Raw genomic sequence first — 19,459 nt, 5'->3', positions numbered from 1 at the left:
AATTGCAACATGACAGCACACAACAATAAAATTGTAGGAGAAGGATTAACCTACGACGACGTCCTTTTAGTTCCAGCGTATTCAGAAATTCTACCACGCGAAGTCAATATTCAAACAAAATTTTCACGTAATATCACCATAAACATTCCTATTGTATCTGCAGCGATGGATACCGTAACCGAAAGCGCTATGGCAATTGCTATTGCTCGTGAAGGAGGAATTGGTGTTTTACATAAAAATATGACTATTGCGCAACAAGCAAACGAAGTTAGAAAAGTAAAACGTGCCGAAAGTGGTATGATTACAGATCCGGTTACTTTAACCTTGGATGCAAAAGTTTTAGATGCGAAGCAAAATATGGCAGAGCATGGTATTGGTGGAATTCCAATAGTAGATGAAAACGGAACCTTAAAAGGAATTGTTACCAATAGAGATTTACGTTTTGAAAAAGACAATACAAGACCAATTGTAGAAGTAATGACTAGCGAAAATCTAGTAACTGCTTCTGTTGGAACTTCATTACAAGATGCCGAAGGTATTTTGAATAAACACAAAATTGAAAAACTACTTATTGTAGACGAAAACTATAAACTAGCAGGTTTAATCACTTTTAGAGATATTACTAAGGTGACACAAAAGCCAATAGCTAATAAAGATAGCTTTGGTAGACTTCGCGTTGCAGCAGCACTTGGTGTAACGGCAGATGCGGTAGAACGTACAGAGGCTTTAGTGAAATGTGGCGTAGATGCTGTAATTATTGATACAGCTCACGGACATACAAAAGGTGTAGTAACCGTTTTAAAAGAAGTAAAAAAGAAATTTCCAGACTTAGATGTTATTGTTGGTAATATTGCAACAGGAGCAGCAGCTAAATATTTAGTAGAAGCAGGAGCAGATGCGGTAAAAGTTGGTATTGGACCAGGTTCTATTTGTACTACGCGTGTCGTTGCAGGAGTAGGATTTCCACAGTTTTCTGCAGTACTAGAAGTAGCAGCAGCCATAAAAGGTTCTGGTGTACCAGTAATTGCAGATGGAGGAATACGTTACACAGGAGATATCCCAAAAGCAATTGCAGCAGGAGCAGATACCGTAATGTTAGGTTCACTACTTGCAGGAACGAAAGAATCTCCAGGAGAAACGATTATTTACGAAGGAAGAAAATTCAAATCGTATCGCGGAATGGGTTCTGTAGAAGCTATGAAACAAGGTAGTAAAGACAGATATTTTCAAGATGTAGAAGACGATATTAAAAAACTAGTACCGGAAGGTATTGTCGGACGTGTACCATATAAAGGTGAACTTTATGAAAGTATTCACCAATTTGTTGGTGGTTTACGTGCAGGAATGGGATACTGTGGATCTAAAGACATAGAGACTTTAAAAGAAATTGGACAGTTTGTGAAAATTACAGCTTCCGGAATTAATGAAAGTCATCCACATGATGTAACCATTACTAAAGAATCTCCAAATTATTCTAGATAACTACATTCCTGCGTCTTTGTGCAACGAAACGATAGTGAAGTTGTAAGACAGGAATCTCAAAATAGAATTATTTAATCCAACTCGTAAATATTTATTTTACGAAATATACAGCGCTCCTCTTAAGTTTAAGAGGAGTTTTTGTTTTCTATTAGAAATGGTTTAAAGGCTCTGGTTTTTTGAAAATGAAAAGATCTCTCTGGAATTAAAGTGAGGAGTAAAGGCTCATTGGGGTTTTGTTAAAGGGTTTTATGTTTTTTGGAAAGGGTTGGTTTACGTTAAGTATAAGAAACGTTGGGCAGGTGATAAGCACTTACTTTCGGTTCTACACTGAGCCATATTTTTTATTTTTATCTTTTTTCTAAAATACTAATTAAAAATGTGGCGGACTTTGCAAATAAGCACAAGCTTTTGATTTAACACTTATTAGCTATGTTTTAGACTAGTTGTTGGCCGTAGTTATTTTTGTAACCCTTTTAATAATCTAAACATTAATTTTTCAAATTCCTGACTTTTTCTGTTTTCCTTATTGATATATTCAGTGAAGTCAAGAGAATTATGTTTTTTTAATTCTGAGATATTAGACCAGTATTCATTTTGTTTTTCAGATGGTCTTATTTGTTCTTTAGTAACTTTAAATAAGAAGTCATCAATATGTATTGGAAATAATATTTTTTCCCAAGTAATTTCTTGTTTCTTTTGTCCTTGAGTTAACTCAAACTGACAAGCCTTACTTTTTATAGAATTTTCTGAAGCAATAAATAGGATCCTATCTTTTTCGTTAATATTAGATTCCATAATATGGTTAAGTAATTCTCCGGCAGTTGAGTTGTTCTCCCAAAGAAAAGTAAAAACTCCCTTTCTTAGTAAAAACTCATTGATAGCTTTTGCAAACTCATGATCTTCAAAACTATAAGATATAAATATTGACTGAAACTTTATTTCAGATGTTAATTCAAAGAGGTATTCTTTAATTTCACTATTATGAATTCCAAAAAGTGTTTTTAAGTTATCATCATTTATTGGAGGAGAATTGAGGATGGATCTAATATCAATCATATTAAATTCACTTCCAGGACTTGAATTTTGATTTTTGAATGTATTTAAACCAAAAGTACACGCTGAAAATTGATTTAAACTTAAAGTACAATTTTCAATTATACTATCAGAAAAATCAATTCTATCAAAACTTGATTCTTTTATAATACAGTCTTCAAAAAATAATTTATCACTGAATTCGTTTTGGATTGGTTCGATACTAAGACCATTTAAGTAACAACTTAAAAATGTTAGGTCTCTATTCCCAAAACCTCTTATTATTAAATCTAAAATTTCATTACTATCCTTAAATTTTGTACTGTATGTTTCAGAGTCATTTAGTTCCATACCAGCAATTGTGCAATAATCGAAAGTGCAATCGGTAAGAGCAGTATTAAATAATTTTACCCAAGTGAATTCACAATTAATAAAATAGCAATTTATAAATTCACAATCCCCGAAAATAGCACTTTTAAAATTTGTGCTTTTAAATGTACAATTGATAAATTTTGTTGAACTAAAATGTTTGTCGTCAACGTCTTCTTCATCTACTTTAAGACCAGATATTTCGAGCATTCCACTGGCAACGCAATAGTTTTTTTTTGAGAAGCAATATTCATCTAGCTTATCATCTGCTTCTGTTTCGAATAACCAACTTGTAAATGTTTCAATATCTGTAATCTCTTTCACGTATTTGTTTTAATTATGCCCAATGTTCAAGATCCGGTTCCTATTCCCACAAACCACATCCTTCCTAAACGAAGTTAGCCTTTTTCAAGCATAGTAGCAAGTCAAATTATTCCACAATATAAATGCTAAAAAAGGAAGGTGTAAAAAGAGGGTTCCATGGAATCTTAGGCCTTTATTAAAGCTTATGTAATTAACATTTTTTTAACACAAAATCAAACAGACTGGTCTGTTTGATTTTGTACGTTTGCATTCAACTTTAAAATTAGAAGAATTATGTACGAGATGAAACAATTGAATAAATTAGGAGCTTTAGGAAAAGGAGCACCTGCTGCAATGGAAGCTTTTCAAGCATTGGATAACGTGGCTATGGGAGAAGGCGCAATTCCTAAAAAATATAAGGAATTAATCGCTTTAGCAGTAGCACTTACAACGCAATGTCCTTACTGTCTTGAGATTCACAAGAAACATGCAGTGGAGGCTGGAGCAACAGAAGAAGAATTAGCAGAAACAACTTTTATTGCAGCAATATTAAGAGCAGGTGCTGCAGTTGTTCACGGTACACATCTTATGAAGTAACTGTTTTCCTATTTATAATGTGCAAGTCTCCCAATGGGAGACATTTGTGCTAAAAATCTATAAATAGTTGTAATGCGTTACTCAGTAAGAAATAACTTATATTTATGAGTTTTAAACTTTAACCAATACTAAAAACGGATGTCGATAACTAGAACAGATACAACGCCACGTATGAGTAGGATTGTTACACATAATAATACCATTTATCTTTGTGGACAAGTGGCGAAAGATGCTACTAAAGGCATCAAAGAGCAAACGATAACAACGCTAGAAAAGGTTGAAGAATTGCTAAATAAAGCGGGTTCCGATAAAAAACATATCCTTTCGGTAACCATTTATGTGAGAGATATGAAAGACTTCGCTGCAATGAATGAAGTTTGGGATGCATGGGTAGTGGAAGGTCATCAACCAACACGTGCATGTGTTGAAGCGCGTATGGCTCGACCAGAATTACTCGTAGAAATGTCTGTGGTTGCTGCAAAAATAACAGCATAAAAAACTTAAAATAACCTTATGCTTTTTATCAACTTAAATTTTAAAAATGATGCCATCTAACAAATATCAATTTAATCAAGTATTAGAACGTAAAGGAACCAATGCTATGTCTGTGGAAGGGTATAGAGGGTATCTTTTTGATCCAGAAGAAGATCTTAGTGGTGCATACCCAGAAGAAGATTTTATTAAAATGTGGGTGGCGGATATGGAATTTGCTATCGCTCCAGAAATCATCCATGCGATGAAAGAACGCTTAGAACATCCATTATTGGGATATTCTATGGTAGCCGATCCTTCGTATGCGTTAAGTTTTCAGCAATGGTGTATAGATCGCTATCAATGGAAGTTTAACATAGAACATTTAGTACATGCTAAAGGTGTTATTCCTGCTTTATATGATTTGATTGGTTATCTCTGTAAACCAGATGAAAAAGTATTGATTGTTACGCCTTCTTATGCATTTTTTAAACATGGAGCGGATTATAATGGTGTAGAATTGGTCTGTTCGGATTTAATAGAAGACCATGGTAAATTCCATATCGATATGGAAGATATTAAAAAGAAAGCATCCGATGAAAAATGTGTTTTGGCGATTTTCTGTAATCCGCATAATCCTACAGGGAGATTATGGTCTAAAAAAGAATTAGTTGCGTTTGGTGAAGTTTGTTTAGAAAATGGACTGACTATAATTTCTGATGAAATTCATTGTGACTTATTGCGTAAGGATAAAATCTTTACACCTTTGGCGAGTCTTTTTCCTAACTCGGATAAGATTATTACTTGTATGGCGCCAAGTAAAACATTTAACCTTGCAGGTAATTTGTTTGCTAATATTATAATTCCAAACGATGCATTGCGAATTAAATACAAAGAGAATTATTTACCTGTAGAAAATCCATTGAGTGTTGTAGCAGCGAAGTCTGCTTATTCAGAAGGTCATGCTTGGCTTCTGGAATTGACAGATTATTTAGATGCTAATTTTAAATATTTAAAAGAACAATTAGATACACATTTGCCGCATGCAAAATTTACCATTCCAGATGCAACCTATTTGGCTTGGGTGGATGTTAGTTCTTATTTTACGGATAATGAAAATCTAACCTTGTATTTCGCAAGAAATGCAGGTGTTTTATTAGAAGGTGGTAATATGTTTGTTGCTAATGCAGATGGCTATATTCGATTAAACCTCGCATGCCCTAGAGTAATACTAGAAGAAGGTTTGCGCAGAGTTATACAAGCTATTTTAGAAAAGTAGTAGATTTTAAACGCTTTTTAATCGTTTTAGAATCGAGCTTAAAATCCGATTGTAATTATTGATAACATTAATAATGGACAGATTGATTTTAGTCTGTCCTTATGGAAGTGATTTTTTTTATTTTAATAATATAGAACACAAATCCTTTGCTTCCTTAATAGGCCAATCTGCTTGATGTAAATTACTTTCGACTACTGCTCCTTCGTAGAGTAAATATATTTTTCGAGATAGTGAATTGATTTCTCCTTCTTTAATATGGTCTAAATTATTTGTTATCAGTTTCGAAATAAATTGAATAAACTTGTTTTTTTGCTCTTGTATTGCGCTTCTAATTTTTTCATTATCTCCTGAGATTTCTGAAACGGTTTTGATGGACCAACAACCATTAAAATCTTCGGTATGATAGAATAATTCAAGAAAACCAAAAATAGCTAGTATTTGGGATTTCCCTTTAGGTTTGGAAGCCGTAAATTCTTCCATATTTTTATTAAAGTCTGTGTCTTTAAAATGTAGAAACGCAATACAGATATCTTCTTTAGATCTAAAATGCGCATAGAGTGTCGATTTAGCAATACCTGCTTCGGAAATAATTTCATTTATTCCGGTAGAATTATAGCCATTCTTATAAAATAAGGATGAAGCTGTTTCAATGATTCTGTTTTTTATTTCGGAGTGTTTCACTCAACAAATATACAAAACATTTTAAAATAAGACAGGTCTGTCTTGTATCTAATATTGTCTAATGTTCAAGGTATGATTCTTGTTTCTGTGAACGATATACTGGATACACGGAATTAGTCTTTTTCAAGCTATAAACAAGCCCAATTATTCCACAATATAAATGCTAAAAAGAGAAGGTATAAAAAGAGGTATATATAGAACTCTATATTTTTTTATTAGCAGATTTAAACTTCAAAGCGCTATCCGAAATAGATCCAAATCTAGTAGTTAGCATATCCATCACATAATTTTGATAGACACGCCAAGGTCTTTTCTTTCCTTGTTTTGGGAGTATATTTTTAGCTCTTTGTATATAACCAGAACTTAGGTTTAAAAATGCTTCTTCCGATCCAGAATTTTGATTTTCTGCTATAACCACATCGTATTTTTTTCTATCCATATAATTAATAAGCTTACATAAATAGTTTGCGGTTAAATCAACTTTAAGCGTCCAAGAGTTGTTGGTATAACCAAAAGCATAAATTAAATTTGGTATCCCGCTAAATAGCATTCCTTTATAAACCATGGTTTGGCTCGTTTCCACAGGTTTATTATTAATACTCATTTGGGAACCACCAAGTAGTTGCATTTTTAATCCTGTAGCAAGAACAATAATATCTGCTTCTAGAGTTTTACCAGAATCTAACGCAATACCATTTTCTGTAAAATGAGAAATGCTAGCTGTTTCTACTGAGGCTTTTCCCGCTTTTATAGATTTAAATAAATCGCCATCCGGAATGACACAAAGGCGTTGTTCCCAAGGATTATATTTAGGATTAAAGTGTTTTTCTACAGGATATCCTTTCGGAAGTTGTTTTGCTGCTCCTTCTATTATTTTTCCTTTCATCCATTTAGGAAACAATTTAGAAACGCCAAAAAGAAACATGGATAGAAGAATGTTTTTCCATCGCGTTAGTTTGTACGCCCATTTAAACGGAAGGTATTTCTGTAAACGAAGAAACATTTCGTTGTAATTAGGTAAATTCATGACATAGGTAGGAGAACGCTGCAGCATGGTAACCTGTGCTGCTCCATGATTTGCTAATGCGGGTAGCAAGGTTACAGCAGTTGCTCCACTTCCTATGACTACTATTTTTTTGTCTTTATAATCTAAATCCTTTGGCCAAAATTGCGGTTGTACTATTTTTCCTTTAAAGCTTTCTTCGCCTTTAAAAGTAGGTTTATACGCTTCTTTATAATCATAATATCCTGTACAAATACTTAAAAAATTACATGCTATTTCTTGGTTCCCTTTTTGAGTTTCTACCTGAAGTGTCCACGTTTTTGTCTGGTCAGACCAATTGGAACTTGTCATTTTATGATTATAGATAATGTATTTTTCTAAATCATTTTCCTGAATCGTTTCCTTTAAATATTTTAAAATTCCTTCGCCACTGGATAAGGATTGCGGATTGGTCCAAGGTTTAAATTTATAGCCAAAAGTGAACATGTCAGAATCCGATCGAACTCCAGGATATTGAAATAAAGACCAAGTACCACCAATAGAATCTCGAGCTTCTAAAATTGCAATTTTTTTGGTCGGACATTTTTTCTGTAACCAATATGCCATACCAATTCCTGAAATTCCTGCACCAACAATAATAATGTCGAATTTTTTATTAGTCATAGCTACTTTTATCTTAAAGGTTTGCGAATTATTATTACTTAAATATAGTGTAGAAATAATTAGGCAACAATAAAGTACATCATATTACGGATTTCAGTGTATTTATGTAAAATCACTATTTACTTTTAGTTGTTTGTAAGTCAGTTTTTTAAGTTGTGAAAACTGATATTTATCATAGTATTTCATTAAAAAGAGTAGTACTTTAATTACTATAAATTTTAAGGTCATGAAACCAAAGAAAAACCCAAAAATAGATGTCGGAAGAAATAGCGGTATTTATTTTCTTCTCGGAATTAATTTGATGCTCTTATTAACTTGGCAAGCTTTGGAGCAAAAAACCTATGAAAGAGAAGCGGTAAAAAAAGACTATGTAGAAATTGCTCAGGAGATAGAAGAAGATATACCTATTACCAATGTAAACACGCCGCCACCACCACCTCCTCCAGTAGAGCTTGCAACACCAGAAATAATTACGGTTGTAGAAGATAAAAAAGATGTGGAAGAAACCGTTATGGAGAGTAGCGAAACAAGTCAAGAAGAGTATATTGAAAAACAGGAAATTGTAAAAATTGAAGATGTTATTGCTGTAGAAGAAGTAGAAGAGGAGATTGAGGTAGCATTTGCAGTGGTTGAAAATGTTCCTGTTTTTCCGGGCTGTACAGGAAATAATGCAGAACTAAAAAAATGCTTTAATGATAAAGTTTTAGCGCATGTAAAAAAAACATTTAAATACCCAGTACAAGCGCAAGAGTTAGGGGTGCAGGGTAAAGTCTATGTGATGTTTATTGTAGATAGTAAAGGATACATTAGCAATATTAGAACTCGAGGTCCAGATAAGTATTTAGAAACCGAGGCTAGTAGAATAATTGACGCCTTACCAAAAATGACTCCTGGTATGCAACGCAATAGACCCGTTAATGTTCCGTATTCTATTCCTATAACTTTTAAGATAGATGAATAATTTTACTTACTAAACCATAAAGTAGGACTTAAGAATGCTTTGTTTTTTCTTTGTTTTTTTAATAGGAGGAAAACCGAGTCTTGTTAATTGGATAATCGTTTTTAAAACGATTCAAATAATAGGTGACTTATTGCTGTTCTTCTTTTTTATGTTTATCGGAAAAAATCAGTTCGCCTTTTGTAATCCAAGAAATACCAAAGGCCCAAAGTGCAATACTCTCTAACCAAAACACAGGGTTCAGATATTGTAGTTCTGGAAACTTTTCTTGTAAGTAGAAAAAGTATAAAGCAATGAAAGCCACACAGGCAATCATAACATAACCACAAGTTTTAAAAATGACATTTCGTTTTCTTTTATGCGCTTCTAATTCCGCTTTAGGGGTTTTAGATTCTGTAAACAGAAATAAGGAAAAATAGATAAGTACCCCAAAAAACAATCCTGCAAAAGTAAAATGCACGGCTTTTATCCATGGTTCATACACAATACATTGTTCGGCACATTCCGAAAGGGTATCTACTCCAGTAGGGAAAAAGGCAACTCCAAGCGCGAAAACACAAGCTAGGTTTCCTGCAATACTATCTCTAATATCATAGCCTTTATAGGTAAACATAAAAAAGGCAACTGCACATAAAACACCGACTAATATGTTGCGCATTTTGGTATGGTAATAATCACTTATAGAACTTTGTACAATCTCACAATTGCCATAATAAAAAGCACCAACTATTAATAAAATAGGTAATATAATACCTAAAAGACCAATGAGCTGGCGTAAAAGATTGTACGATATTAATTGCGGATTTTCGTGTCCTTGTTCCTGTGACATACCTTTTATTGTTTTTTTAAAATTAGACATTTTATCTAGTAAAAAAAATACGTAGTTGTACTTATTTTTATTGTGCTACATCTCAGAAGGGTTATTCTACAATTCGGTAGGTTTTAATTTCTAGGAATTGCTTTCTGTTTCATATTTGCAGTATCCAACCAGCAACCAATACGAATTATGAAAAATACAATCTTGATTTTTAGCTTTTTATGTAGTCTTTCGCTTTCTGCGCAAACCATTAGCGGAATAGTTACAGATGCTAAAAATAATCCGATAGTACAAGCCAATGTATATTTAGAAGGTACGTACGACGGCGGAACAACCAATGCGAAAGGGGCATTTTCCTTTAAAACGGAAGAAACTGGAACGCAAAACTTACTGGTGTCTTTTGTCGGTTTTGAAACCTACACCATGCTTGGCGATATTTCGTATATGAAAGATTTAAAAATCCAACTTCGGGAAGATGTGAATTCTCTAGATACTGTGGTTCTTTCTGCTGGAACGTTTTCTGCAGGAGATAACTCGAAAGTAAATGCACTAAAACCTTTAGACGTAGTAACCACAGCAAGTGCTTTGGGTGATTTTGTTGGTGCCTTGCAAACCTTACCAGGAACTACAACGGTTGCCGAAGATGGTAGACTTTTTGTTCGTGGAGGTGAAGCCGAAGAAACACAGATCTTTATTGATGGTATCAAAGTCTTTACACCGTATAGTCCAACGACCAATAATACACCAACTCGCGGACGCTATTCCCCGTTTTTGTTTGATGGTATTACTTTTTCAACTGGAGGATATTCGGCAGAATACGGACAAGCATTATCTAGTGTTTTGCTTTTAAATACTACAGGAGAACCAGATCAAGAAAAAACAAATATCGGTATTATGACACTTGGAGCATCTCTTGGTAATACACAAAAATGGAAAAACAATTCCTTAAGTGTAAATGCTTCCTATATTAATTTGGCGCCTTATAATGCTGTTTTTAAAAGTAGAAACGATTGGAAGAAACCTGCCGAAGTTGCTTCTGGTGAGGCTGTTTTTCGTCAGAAAACAAATAACGGTATGCTAAAATTATATACTGCTTTCGAAGCTACTAATTTTGAATTGACGCAGGAAGATATCCATGCTTCGGAAGGTGTTCATTTTAAACTGAAAAATAGCAACTTGTACTTTAATGGTTCCTATAAAGGAATGTTAAGCGATTCTTGGACTTTAGAAACAGGAATGAGTTATACACTTGCCAACGACAAAATAAACATTGATGCTGCCGGTATTAAAGATACCGAAAACTCTTTTCATGCTAAAGTGAAACTGAAACATAGATTTAATAATCGTTTCAAATTAAACTTTGGTGCAGAATATTTAGCAACAGATTTTAACGAAAATTATCAAGATACGTTTACTCCTAAAGTGGCTTACGGATTTAACAATAATATTAGTGCAGCATTTACAGAAGCAGATATTTTCTTTTCTAGAAAACTAGCCTTAAAAGCTGGTTTGCGATTAGAACATAGCGCATTATTTGATGAAGTAACACTTTCACCAAGAGTTTCTATGGCGTATAAAACTTCCAATAAGAGTCAGGTTTCTTTAGCCTATGGCGATTTTTATCAGAACCCAAATAGTAGCATCTTAAAGTTTGAACAAGATTTACAAGCACAGCAGACTTCACATTATATTTTAAACTATCAGTATAATGGTAAAAAGCAATTATTTCGCGCAGAAGCCTATTATAAAGATTATGATCAATTAGTGAAATACGATAGCGATTTTGCCAGCTTTGATAGTAATTATAACAACAAAGGCTATGGTTTTGCAAAAGGAATCGATTTGTTTTGGCGCGATAGCAATAGTATTAAAAATGTAGATTATTGGGTGAGTTATTCGTTTTTAGATAGTGAGAGAAACTATCAGAACTATTCTAAATCTGCACAGCCAAATTTTGCGAATACACATAATCTTTCTGTGGTTGGTAAATATTGGATTGACAAATGGAAAAGTCAAGTAGGAATGAGTTATGCTTTAGCTTCTGGTAGAACGTATACCAATCCGAATACAACAGGTTTTTTAGACCAGAAAACCAAAGCGTACAATAGTTTAAGTCTTAACTGGGCATATTTAATATCACCACAAAAAATACTGTATCTATCGGTAAACAATGCACTAGGTTTTAAAAATGTAAACGGGTATCAATTTGCAAATACACCAGACAGTAATGGGAATTTTGCAAGTAGAAGTTTACGTCCTGCAACCGATCAATTCTTTTTTGTTGGATTCTTCTGGACCATCAGTGAAAAAGGAACGGATAATCAGCTAGATAATTTGTAAACCGACGGTCTATCCTAAAATTATAACAGTTCGGTAGAACGCTTTTTTAAAACAAGTAGATTCCATAGATATTTGTATAACAATAAAAACCATAATAAAAATGAAACATCTAATCCTCATCGTAACTTTATTAATCACAAGTATCGTTGCTACAGCACAAACCAAATACGAACAAGGCATGCATAAAGCATTAGACCTTTGGAAAACGAATCCTATAGAAGCTTCGCAACTTTTTGAACGCATCGCAAAAGCAGAACCAGATAATTGGTTGCCTCCTTATTATGCAGCGGAAACTTTAATTTTAGATGGCTTTAGTAAAATGCAAGATGCAGATGCTTTAAAAGCACAACTGGACCAAGCGCAAAATTTTTTAAATGATGCCACAGCAATCTCTAAAGACAATCCGGAAATTATGGTAATGCAAGCCATATTGTACACAGTATATGTAGCAAGTGATGGTGCAACTTATGGTATGACGCTTTCGGGTAAAGTAATGTCGCTATATGCACAAGCAGAAAAATTAGCACCAAATAACCCAAGAGTCGTTTTAAACAAAGCAGACTGGAATATTGGTGGCGCACGTTATTTTGGTACAGACATCAAACCATTTTGTAAAGAAGTAGAAAGAGCTTTAGAACTTTTTGCTACCTTTAAACCAGAAACAGAATTTCATCCAAATTGGGGAAGAGAACGCGCCCAAGAAATTATAACAAGCTGTAAATAATAGTTTAAGAATAGAGACCTAACCTTATGAATGCATACATAAAAAATATACTAATCACCTTTGCTATTGGTTGCATCGTATTTGTAATAGGAAATGCTTTTTATAACGGATTTGCCTTTAAAAGTACCAATGCATTTTTAATCAATTTTAGCTTTTATCAGCTATATGCATTTGTGTTAGGCTATTCTAATATGTATTATTTTAACTACTTAGAGAAAAAGACTTGGGAAACCAAAAATGGCGTAAGTATTAAACGCGTTATCATAGGAATTGTAGGTTCTATCATAATAACCATTATTGGTTTATTTATACTACGAGTACTTACAGCTCTGGTTTATGATGGGACTACTTTTGAAGCTTTTATAGCCAAAGAAAGTTGGAGAAATTATTCTTTTGGTATTTGGATTACACTATCCATTGTTATTACATTTCATGCCTTTTATTTTTTCGCCAAATTACAACAAGAAAAAGTAAAAGAACAAAAGGTAATTGCAGGAACGGCAAGCGCGAAGTTTGATGCTTTAAAAAATCAGTTAGATCCACATTTTCTATTTAATAGTTTAAATGTATTAACGAGTCTAATTGAAGAAAATCCAGATAACGCACAAAAGTTTACCACATCGCTATCTAAAGTATATCGTTATGTGTTAGAACAGAAAAATAAAGATTTAGTTACCGTTGACGAAGAATTAGCCTTTGCTAAAACCTATATGTCACTTTTAAAAATGCGATTCGAAGATAGCATTGTTTTTGAAATTCCAGAACAAGCAACAAACCCAGAATCTAAAGTAGTACCATTATCGTTACAGCTATTATTAGAAAACGCAGTAAAGCATAATATAGTTACCTCTAGTAAACCATTACATATAAAAATATATGAAGAAAATGGAAATCTAATCGTAGAGAATAATTTGCAAATCAAGCAAATAGTAAAAAAGAGTAGTGGTGTTGGTTTAAATAATATTACACAACGTTACCAATTATTAACTACCAAAAAAGTAAACATCAATCAGGATGCAAACCGTTTTGCAGTTGCAATACCAATGCTGACTAAACAAATCACAAGTATGGAACGTATAAATACAAACACTAAAGAAGACGCTTATTATAGAGCAAAAAAACGCGTAGAAGAAATCAAAGGTTTTTATGGCAACCTAACTTCCTATTGTCTGGTTATTCCATTTCTAATATTTATAAACTATTCCACTTCATGGAATTTTCAATGGTTTTGGTTTCCAATGTTTGGCTGGGGAATGGGTGTCGTTATTCATGCATTTACCGTATTTGGTTATGGTAAAACATGGGAAGAGCGTAAAATAAATGAGATTTTAGAAAGAGAAGAACAACAAAATAAATGGCGATAATTATGGATACAAAACCTTTTAATAACGAACGTATAGAACGCGCAAGAAAGCAAGTAAAAAGAATAAAAGGCTTTTATACGCACTTATTGATTTATGTTGTAGTAAATCTGATATTTGTATTTATTAATATTCAAAATTTAGATCCTGGCGAAAGTTATTTTCAGTTACGTAATTTTATAACCTTTGGTACTTGGGGAATTGCAATAATTATACATGCCCTTTCTGTTTTTTTACCAAACTTTGTTTTTGGTAGTGATTGGGAAGAACGTAAGATTAAGAAGTTTATGGAGAAGGAAGAAAAACACCAACAATGGGATTAAAAAATACAAGCATGAATAATAACCACAACCTAGAATCTAGCAACGAAAATGCATATAGTGGGCAAGAAGCTTATGATAATGCCAAAAAGCGTGTTGGTCAATTAAAAGGTTTTTATTGGCATTTACTTTCCTATATCGTAATTAATATGATGATTCTAATTATGATTTCCAGAACGGTAGATAGTGCCCATTTTTGGACATTTAATGTGTTTTCTACCGTATTTTATTGGGGAATTGGTATCTTTTTTCATTTTATGGGCGTTTTTGGTAAAAATGTATTTTTAGGTAAAAACTGGGAAGATAAAAAGGTGCAAGAATATATAGATAAAGAAGAAAAACAAAATTGGGAATAATTTTTTGGGCGTTACCCTCTTCCGCTAAAAAGCTGCAAAGGGTCGCGCTTTCCACTTAAATCTTTTTATGTTATCCTTCCAAAACAGAAAGGATAACATAAAAAGGATAACGTTTCAATCGCTAACGCAAATACAAGTATGACAACCATAATTATAGAAGACGAGAAACCATCTGCAAGACGCCTACAACGTATGCTAGATACTTTAGGAGTAAAGGCAGAAACTATGTTGCATTCTGTAGAAGAATCGATTGCTTGGTTTCAAAATAATGCGCATCCAGATCTTATTTTTTTAGATATTCAGTTAAGTGACGGATTATCCTTCGAGATTTTTGAAAGCATCGATATTCAATCTGCCGTTATCTTCACTACTGCTTATGATGAATACGCTTTGCAAGCCTTCAAATTAAATAGTATCGATTATTTATTAAAACCTATTGATGATGAAGATTTAGCCAAAGCAGTTGCCAAGTACAAAACGCGAATCCCAAAACAACAAAAGGTTACTTTAGATTTTGATGATATTAAAAAACTATTAGTGAATCCTATAGAACGAGAATACAAAAAAAGATTTTCAGTAAAAGTTGGGCAGCATTTAAAACTTATTAATATTGAGGATATTGAATGTTTCTACAGTGAAAATAAAGGCACGTATTTATATACTACAGAAGGAAGGAACTATTTGCTAGATACCACTTTGGAACAATTAGAAAACGAATTAGAGCCACAGCATTTTTTCCGAATAAACAGAAAATTCTTTGTTAACATTCATGCCATAAAAGATATGGTAAGTTATACCAATTCGCGTTTACAGATCAAATTAAATTCCTTTAACGAACAAGAAGTAATTGTTGCAAGAGAGCGCGTTAAGGATTTTAAAAACTGGTTGGAGTAATCTTAATATCGGCAAAATTCTTTTTAGTCTCTATCCGATTTTGTATATTTGTGTGTGGTAGCATTTCAATTAACATATAGAGAAGAATTAAATACTACATTTTTAAGGTTGCAAGACAAGCTAAATCTTTTAAATGCGGCTAGGCCTTTACCTAATGCTTCCTTAAATAGTATTAGAGAATCTTTACTAATAGAATGGACCTACAACTCTAATAGTATAGAAGGAAATACTTTAAACTTACGCGAAACACAAATGGTTTTACAAGAAGGTATTACTGTAAAAGGTAAATCTTTGCGTGAGCATTTTGAAGCAAAAAATCATGAACATGCTATAAAGTACGTGTATGGTTTGGTAAAACCTGCTTACAAAATGACTAGTAAAGACATATTATCTTTACACGCTTTGGTATTAAGAGTAATAGAAGATGATTTTGCTGGTAGATTACGCAATGCTTCTGTTCGTATTTCTGGTGCAAATTTTATTCCGCCTAATGCACGTAAAGTTCCAGATTTACTGGATAATCTTGTTGATTTTGTGAATAAAAATCCTTTACAGCTAAACGCTATAGAGTTAGCTACGGTTTTTCATCATCAGTTTGTACATATTCATCCTTTCTTTGATGGTAATGGTAGAACGGTTCGTCTTGCTATGAATTTACTTTTAATGAAAGTTGGTTTTCCTCCTGCTATTATTTTAACAACAGATAGAAAAAAATACTATGAAGCTTTAAACCAAGCGAATAAAGGTAAATATCATAAGCTTATGTTACTGGTGTGTCAAGCTGTGGAGCGTAGTTTAAATATTTATTTAAGTGCTGTTCCTAATAATGATCAAGACTACGAAGCAATTTCAACTATTGTTAAAGAACCAGATGTCCCTTATGGTCAAGAGTATGTTAGTTTATTGGCTAGACAAGGTAAAATTGATGCCCATAAAGAGGGAAGAGTATGGTATACAACTAAAGATGCTATTTTAAATTATATTGTAAATAGAGAACGTAAACGTTAGTCTTCTTCAATTCTATTATCATCAAAAGCACTAGGTAATAATTTAGGAATAAACTTAATTACTAAAGGCAGTAATAATGCACCACCAGGAAGTATAAAAATAGCCAAGCTAGGTATCGATTTAAAGATATCTAATAACTGACTTTGTACTTTCTTTTGTTCTTCTTCGCTAAGATCTCTAACTGTAGATTGCGAGATTAGCATTACTAATTCTTTACTTTCACCTAATTCTTTATACAAGCGTTTGCTATTTCTAGAAATAAGCTTGCTTACCATTTTACTAGAATTATCGTAAAAAGTTTTTACAATATTTTTAGACCCAAGTAATACAATCTGATCTTTGTAGGTGTTAAAAAACAGCGAAATAGAGGCTTTAGCTTCGTTAACGGTTTGCTGTTCTAATTGTAGATCTGTTCCTAACTGATTTAAAAAATCATGTTCTTTAGTATCAATAGAGGCGTCTGTCCAAGTTGCCATGCAAGCCATATCTATAATGTATTGCGTTTCAAATTCGCTTTTGATAAAGGATATTGCTTGACTATACGTAATATTATATTTCTTTTGATAGCGTAGCGATTGTTCAAATAGCTTAATTAAACTAGTGTCATACTCGCTCTTGGTTTGTTTCGCATTTAAAACACATAAAACAATAGTCTCTAGTGCAGATTCTAAGTTCTTTATATAGTTTACCGTTATTGTTTTATTTCTTAAATAATGCTTGTAGGCAAGTACATCTATATATAGTAGTGCATTTGTAATAAAATAATTGAAGCTTTTAGAGATGAGGTTGTCTTCAATTAAAACACGCTTATGAATTATTTTTTCTAACAGTCCGGTCGACTTTTTCTCTCCTAGAAGTTCTTTAAAGTAGGAGGTTTTATATTCTTCAATTTGCGTATAGAATTCTATAATGCTATCGATGAAGTTTTCAGAATTATCTAGCTTTTTATAAGCGAAATATAAGGATAAGAATAGGTTGGTTTTACAAATTTCTTCATTTGTAAAATCTTTTTTATCCAATAAATTTTCAACTATCGTAACGTTATTTCCATAGATAAATCCGCTTTCTCTTAATGCTAAATAAAAGGCGTTATTAGAAGCTTCCTCTAGAGTATTACTGTTCTCTAGCGTTTTTAGTAGTTTGTTTATCCAGCCATTTGCCGATGGATTCATGGTCTTCCTATTAGGTTGGTGTAAAGATAATTTTTTCTGCCAAACTAAAACTATTTAAACTTTTTTAAAACCGACTTTATCTTTTTTCCGTAGGTATGGTTGAGAGTCAAAAATTAATTAACTAAAAACCTCATTTATTATGAAAAACACTAAAAGTTTTCACGAACAATTTTAATGGCGTGAGTAAACAAATAAAAAATATTGTTGAAATTGGAGCTTTAGCAATAGCTAGTTTCTTTATGGTAGCAGCAGATCACATTGATGCTCCTGCAGTTGCAAGTGGTACAGCAGATATCACAGATTTCTACGCATTTCAAGGGCAAGAATAGATAATGTGCAAGAGATGGTAATATGTATTTCTTTGTACCAACTGTAGGATTGCATAGCAATGTTGAAACAATGGGAACACAATAATTTATTTAGGAAAATCTATTTATGATAAAACACAATGGAATAGATGACCATTTTGTTTTCGGTAGTTTTTATACCCAAAAGAAAGTCTTTGTCTATATAAATTCTCTCGGTATATTAATACCTAAAATTCGTTCTCTTAAAAAACAATCAAGAGAACGAATTATATTACTTCAAACAATTACGTATCATATATAATTATGAATCTGTTTTTATTTTCAAAACCTTGAAAATGATATTTAAAATCTATTACCACCAGCTTCTTATGTTGTAAGTAACTTTTGGTTGGTTTTTAGCATTGGCAACTCCAATATCTCTAGCTGCTTTAATTATGCTATTCTCTTTCTCTACTTCGTCTTCATATTTTTTCATTTTGAAATCCCATTCTCTTTGATCCAACTCTTTAATTCTTTTTCCAATGAGTTTAGATAAATTCACTCCTTCTTCATAACATTTAGAATCCGGATCTATTTGAGATAAATGAGTAGAAGCTAAATTTGCAGAATTAGTATCTAGTCCAGTATTCCAAGCATTTTTGGCATTAGTTACATGCAGCTGACACTCGTAATCCATTTTTTCTTTATATACAATAGCAACTTCATTCATTGCAGTTTCATAACATTCCTTAGTTACTTGTGGAATTTCCATAAGTTTATAAATAGCGCCATCGTAATCCTTTTGGCTTTTTGATACTTCGGCATCTTTTAGGATAAAGTCACATTGAGAATTGTAAAATTCTATAATCTCGGTTTTACCTTGATTAACAAAATCTTTAAAAATTGGATTTCTTGCTTTAATTTGTTTAATAGCTGAAATATAGGCTTTAGTATCACTTGTTCCAACACCTTTTACTTTTATAGTTTCTGAAGAGAATACCGTTCCTTTAATTCCGTCTCCAATATAAAAATAGACTTCTAGAGTGATTACCACTTTTCTTGGTGGTCCAGGAAGCACTTCTTTGAATAATAGAGAGACATTCGGAGTTATTATAAACCTAGAGTTTCGCGTTCCTCCCAAACCATTTATTGAAGTTATTTGGCTTAGCTTGTTTTCTAATAAATTTTTAGCTGAAGCGGGTAAACCATCTATTTGATCAGACACATAAGTAGAGAGCTTTACTCTGCCTATATCATCTGTTTTTCCTAAAGAATTCTGACTAAAGGAATAGGAGAATAGTAGAAAAAAAATTAATGTATTTAAATAATATTTCATAGTTAA

General features: G+C 32.7%; 18 protein-coding genes and 1 pseudogene. 13 read left to right on the top strand and 6 right to left on the bottom strand.

Features of this window, described 5'->3' with window-relative positions; translation table 11 throughout:
* Positions 1-9 precede the first annotated feature (9 nt).
* Positions 10-1,482 (top strand): IMP dehydrogenase, encoded by a 1,473-nt coding sequence (gene guaB / locus AMD28_RS01705; RefSeq protein WP_055442427.1) that lies wholly within the window; start codon positions 10-12, stop codon positions 1,480-1,482.
* A 456-nt stretch (positions 1,483-1,938) separates the two neighbouring features.
* Here the strand turns inward: guaB and AMD28_RS01700 are convergent, their stop codons facing one another.
* Positions 1,939-3,207 carry a TIR domain-containing protein gene (locus AMD28_RS01700; protein ID WP_055442426.1) on the bottom strand — a complete coding sequence of 423 codons (1,269 nt, stop codon included), beginning with the start codon at positions 3,205-3,207 and terminating at the stop codon, positions 1,939-1,941.
* A 273-nt stretch (positions 3,208-3,480) separates the two neighbouring features.
* On the opposite strand from AMD28_RS01700, the gene AMD28_RS01695 reads away from it, so the two are divergent.
* The 3 genes from AMD28_RS01695 to AMD28_RS01685 all read left to right on the top strand — a co-directional run bounded on the left by AMD28_RS01695 (position 3,481) and on the right by AMD28_RS01685 (position 5,533).
* Complete coding sequence (locus AMD28_RS01695) at positions 3,481-3,783, top strand: carboxymuconolactone decarboxylase family protein (protein ID WP_055442425.1); 303 nt, start codon at positions 3,481-3,483, stop codon at positions 3,781-3,783.
* 138 nt (positions 3,784-3,921) lie between these two features.
* Positions 3,922-4,278 carry a RidA family protein gene (locus tag AMD28_RS01690; protein WP_055442424.1) on the top strand — a complete coding sequence of 119 codons (357 nt, stop codon included), beginning with the start codon at positions 3,922-3,924 and terminating at the stop codon, positions 4,276-4,278.
* A 46-nt stretch (positions 4,279-4,324) separates the two neighbouring features.
* On the top strand, positions 4,325-5,533 hold the full coding sequence (locus tag AMD28_RS01685; protein WP_206542227.1) for a MalY/PatB family protein: 1,209 nt from the start codon (positions 4,325-4,327) through the stop codon (positions 5,531-5,533).
* A 117-nt stretch (positions 5,534-5,650) separates the two neighbouring features.
* On the opposite strand, the gene AMD28_RS01680 is transcribed toward AMD28_RS01685, so the two are convergent.
* Positions 5,651-6,214 (bottom strand): TetR/AcrR family transcriptional regulator, encoded by a 564-nt coding sequence (locus AMD28_RS01680; RefSeq protein ID WP_055442423.1) that lies wholly within the window; start codon positions 6,212-6,214, stop codon positions 5,651-5,653.
* Positions 6,215-6,416: 202 nt separating this feature from the next.
* Entirely contained in the window at positions 6,417-7,880 is a 1,464-nt protein-coding gene (locus tag AMD28_RS01675; protein WP_055442422.1) for a flavin-containing monooxygenase, read from the bottom strand.
* Between the two features lie 226 nt (positions 7,881-8,106).
* Between AMD28_RS01675 and AMD28_RS01670 the strand changes: the two genes are divergently transcribed.
* Positions 8,107-8,841: an energy transducer TonB gene (locus tag AMD28_RS01670; protein WP_055442421.1), complete on the top strand. Its 735-nt coding sequence runs from the start codon at positions 8,107-8,109 to the stop codon at positions 8,839-8,841.
* Positions 8,842-8,968: 127 nt separating this feature from the next.
* Here the strand turns inward: AMD28_RS01670 and AMD28_RS01665 are convergent, their stop codons facing one another.
* The gene (locus AMD28_RS01665; protein WP_152975512.1) at positions 8,969-9,667 is read right to left on the bottom strand and encodes a hypothetical protein; all 699 of its coding nucleotides are present in this window, start codon (positions 9,665-9,667) and stop codon (positions 8,969-8,971) included.
* Positions 9,668-9,844: 177 nt separating this feature from the next.
* Between AMD28_RS01665 and AMD28_RS01660 the strand changes: the two genes are divergently transcribed.
* From AMD28_RS01660 to AMD28_RS01630, 7 genes are all read left to right on the top strand, one after another.
* On the top strand, positions 9,845-11,995 hold the full coding sequence (locus AMD28_RS01660; protein ID WP_055442419.1) for a TonB-dependent receptor: 2,151 nt from the start codon (positions 9,845-9,847) through the stop codon (positions 11,993-11,995).
* Between the two features lie 100 nt (positions 11,996-12,095).
* Positions 12,096-12,719, top strand: coding sequence for a tetratricopeptide repeat protein (locus tag AMD28_RS01655; RefSeq protein ID WP_055442418.1), 624 nt, complete (start codon positions 12,096-12,098; stop codon positions 12,717-12,719).
* 26 nt (positions 12,720-12,745) lie between these two features.
* Positions 12,746-14,083 carry a 2TM domain-containing protein gene (locus AMD28_RS01650; protein ID WP_055442417.1) on the top strand — a complete coding sequence of 446 codons (1,338 nt, stop codon included), beginning with the start codon at positions 12,746-12,748 and terminating at the stop codon, positions 14,081-14,083.
* Positions 14,084-14,085: 2 nt separating this feature from the next.
* Positions 14,086-14,403 carry a 2TM domain-containing protein gene (locus AMD28_RS01645; RefSeq protein ID WP_055442416.1) on the top strand — a complete coding sequence of 106 codons (318 nt, stop codon included), beginning with the start codon at positions 14,086-14,088 and terminating at the stop codon, positions 14,401-14,403.
* 11 nt (positions 14,404-14,414) lie between these two features.
* Positions 14,415-14,756 (top strand): 2TM domain-containing protein, encoded by a 342-nt coding sequence (locus AMD28_RS01640; RefSeq protein WP_055442513.1) that lies wholly within the window; start codon positions 14,415-14,417, stop codon positions 14,754-14,756.
* Positions 14,757-14,894: 138 nt separating this feature from the next.
* Positions 14,895-15,650 (top strand): LytR/AlgR family response regulator transcription factor, encoded by a 756-nt coding sequence (locus tag AMD28_RS01635; protein ID WP_055442415.1) that lies wholly within the window; start codon positions 14,895-14,897, stop codon positions 15,648-15,650.
* 54 nt (positions 15,651-15,704) lie between these two features.
* Complete coding sequence (locus AMD28_RS01630) at positions 15,705-16,658, top strand: Fic family protein (RefSeq protein WP_055442512.1); 954 nt, start codon at positions 15,705-15,707, stop codon at positions 16,656-16,658.
* Here the strand turns inward: AMD28_RS01630 and AMD28_RS01625 are convergent.
* The gene (locus AMD28_RS01625) at positions 16,655-17,830 is read right to left on the bottom strand and encodes an LETM1-related biofilm-associated protein (protein WP_055442414.1); all 1,176 of its coding nucleotides are present in this window, start codon (positions 17,828-17,830) and stop codon (positions 16,655-16,657) included. The two genes, AMD28_RS01630 and AMD28_RS01625, sit on opposite strands and share 4 nt — an antisense overlap.
* Positions 17,831-18,069: 239 nt before the next feature.
* Between AMD28_RS01625 and AMD28_RS19145 the strand changes: the two are divergent.
* A pseudogene (locus tag AMD28_RS19145) lies at positions 18,070-18,153 on the top strand (DUF4331 family protein); the annotation flags it as partial.
* A 337-nt stretch (positions 18,154-18,490) separates the two neighbouring features.
* On the opposite strand, the gene AMD28_RS01620 reads toward AMD28_RS19145, so the two are convergent.
* Complete coding sequence (locus tag AMD28_RS01620) at positions 18,491-19,453, bottom strand: hypothetical protein (RefSeq protein ID WP_055442413.1); 963 nt, start codon at positions 19,451-19,453, stop codon at positions 18,491-18,493.
* Positions 19,454-19,459 lie beyond the last annotated feature (6 nt).

Origin of the sequence: Lacinutrix himadriensis (assembly GCF_001418105.1) — a bacterium.
Taxonomy (GTDB): domain Bacteria; phylum Bacteroidota; class Bacteroidia; order Flavobacteriales; family Flavobacteriaceae; genus Oceanihabitans; species Oceanihabitans himadriense.
This window is presented reverse-complemented; position numbering and strand designations above follow the sequence as displayed.

Excerpts from the sequence above, each read along its gene's own strand:
- AMD28_RS01690 (WP_055442424.1), top strand. The coding sequence starts at position 3,922 with ATGTCGATAACTAGAACAGATACAACGCCACGTATGAGTAGGATTGTT.
- AMD28_RS01655 (WP_055442418.1), top strand. The coding sequence starts at position 12,096 with ATGAAACATCTAATCCTCATCGTAACTTTATTAATCACAAGTATCGTT.
- guaB (WP_055442427.1), top strand. The coding sequence starts at position 10 with ATGACAGCACACAACAATAAAATTGTAGGAGAAGGATTAACCTACGAC.
- AMD28_RS01635 (WP_055442415.1), top strand. The coding sequence starts at position 14,895 with ATGACAACCATAATTATAGAAGACGAGAAACCATCTGCAAGACGCCTA.
- AMD28_RS01625 (WP_055442414.1), bottom strand. The coding sequence starts at position 17,830 with ATGAATCCATCGGCAAATGGCTGGATAAACAAACTACTAAAAACGCTA.
- AMD28_RS01670 (WP_055442421.1), top strand. The coding sequence starts at position 8,107 with ATGAAACCAAAGAAAAACCCAAAAATAGATGTCGGAAGAAATAGCGGT.
- AMD28_RS01640 (WP_055442513.1), top strand. The coding sequence starts at position 14,415 with ATGAATAATAACCACAACCTAGAATCTAGCAACGAAAATGCATATAGT.
- AMD28_RS01645 (WP_055442416.1), top strand. The coding sequence starts at position 14,086 with ATGGATACAAAACCTTTTAATAACGAACGTATAGAACGCGCAAGAAAG.
- AMD28_RS01620 (WP_055442413.1), bottom strand. The coding sequence starts at position 19,453 with ATGAAATATTATTTAAATACATTAATTTTTTTTCTACTATTCTCCTAT.
- AMD28_RS01685 (WP_206542227.1), top strand. The coding sequence starts at position 4,325 with ATGATGCCATCTAACAAATATCAATTTAATCAAGTATTAGAACGTAAA.
- AMD28_RS01660 (WP_055442419.1), top strand. The coding sequence starts at position 9,845 with ATGAAAAATACAATCTTGATTTTTAGCTTTTTATGTAGTCTTTCGCTT.
- AMD28_RS01650 (WP_055442417.1), top strand. The coding sequence starts at position 12,746 with ATGAATGCATACATAAAAAATATACTAATCACCTTTGCTATTGGTTGC.
- AMD28_RS01675 (WP_055442422.1), bottom strand. The coding sequence starts at position 7,880 with ATGACTAATAAAAAATTCGACATTATTATTGTTGGTGCAGGAATTTCA.
- AMD28_RS01665 (WP_152975512.1), bottom strand. The coding sequence starts at position 9,667 with ATGTCACAGGAACAAGGACACGAAAATCCGCAATTAATATCGTACAAT.
- AMD28_RS01695 (WP_055442425.1), top strand. The coding sequence starts at position 3,481 with ATGTACGAGATGAAACAATTGAATAAATTAGGAGCTTTAGGAAAAGGA.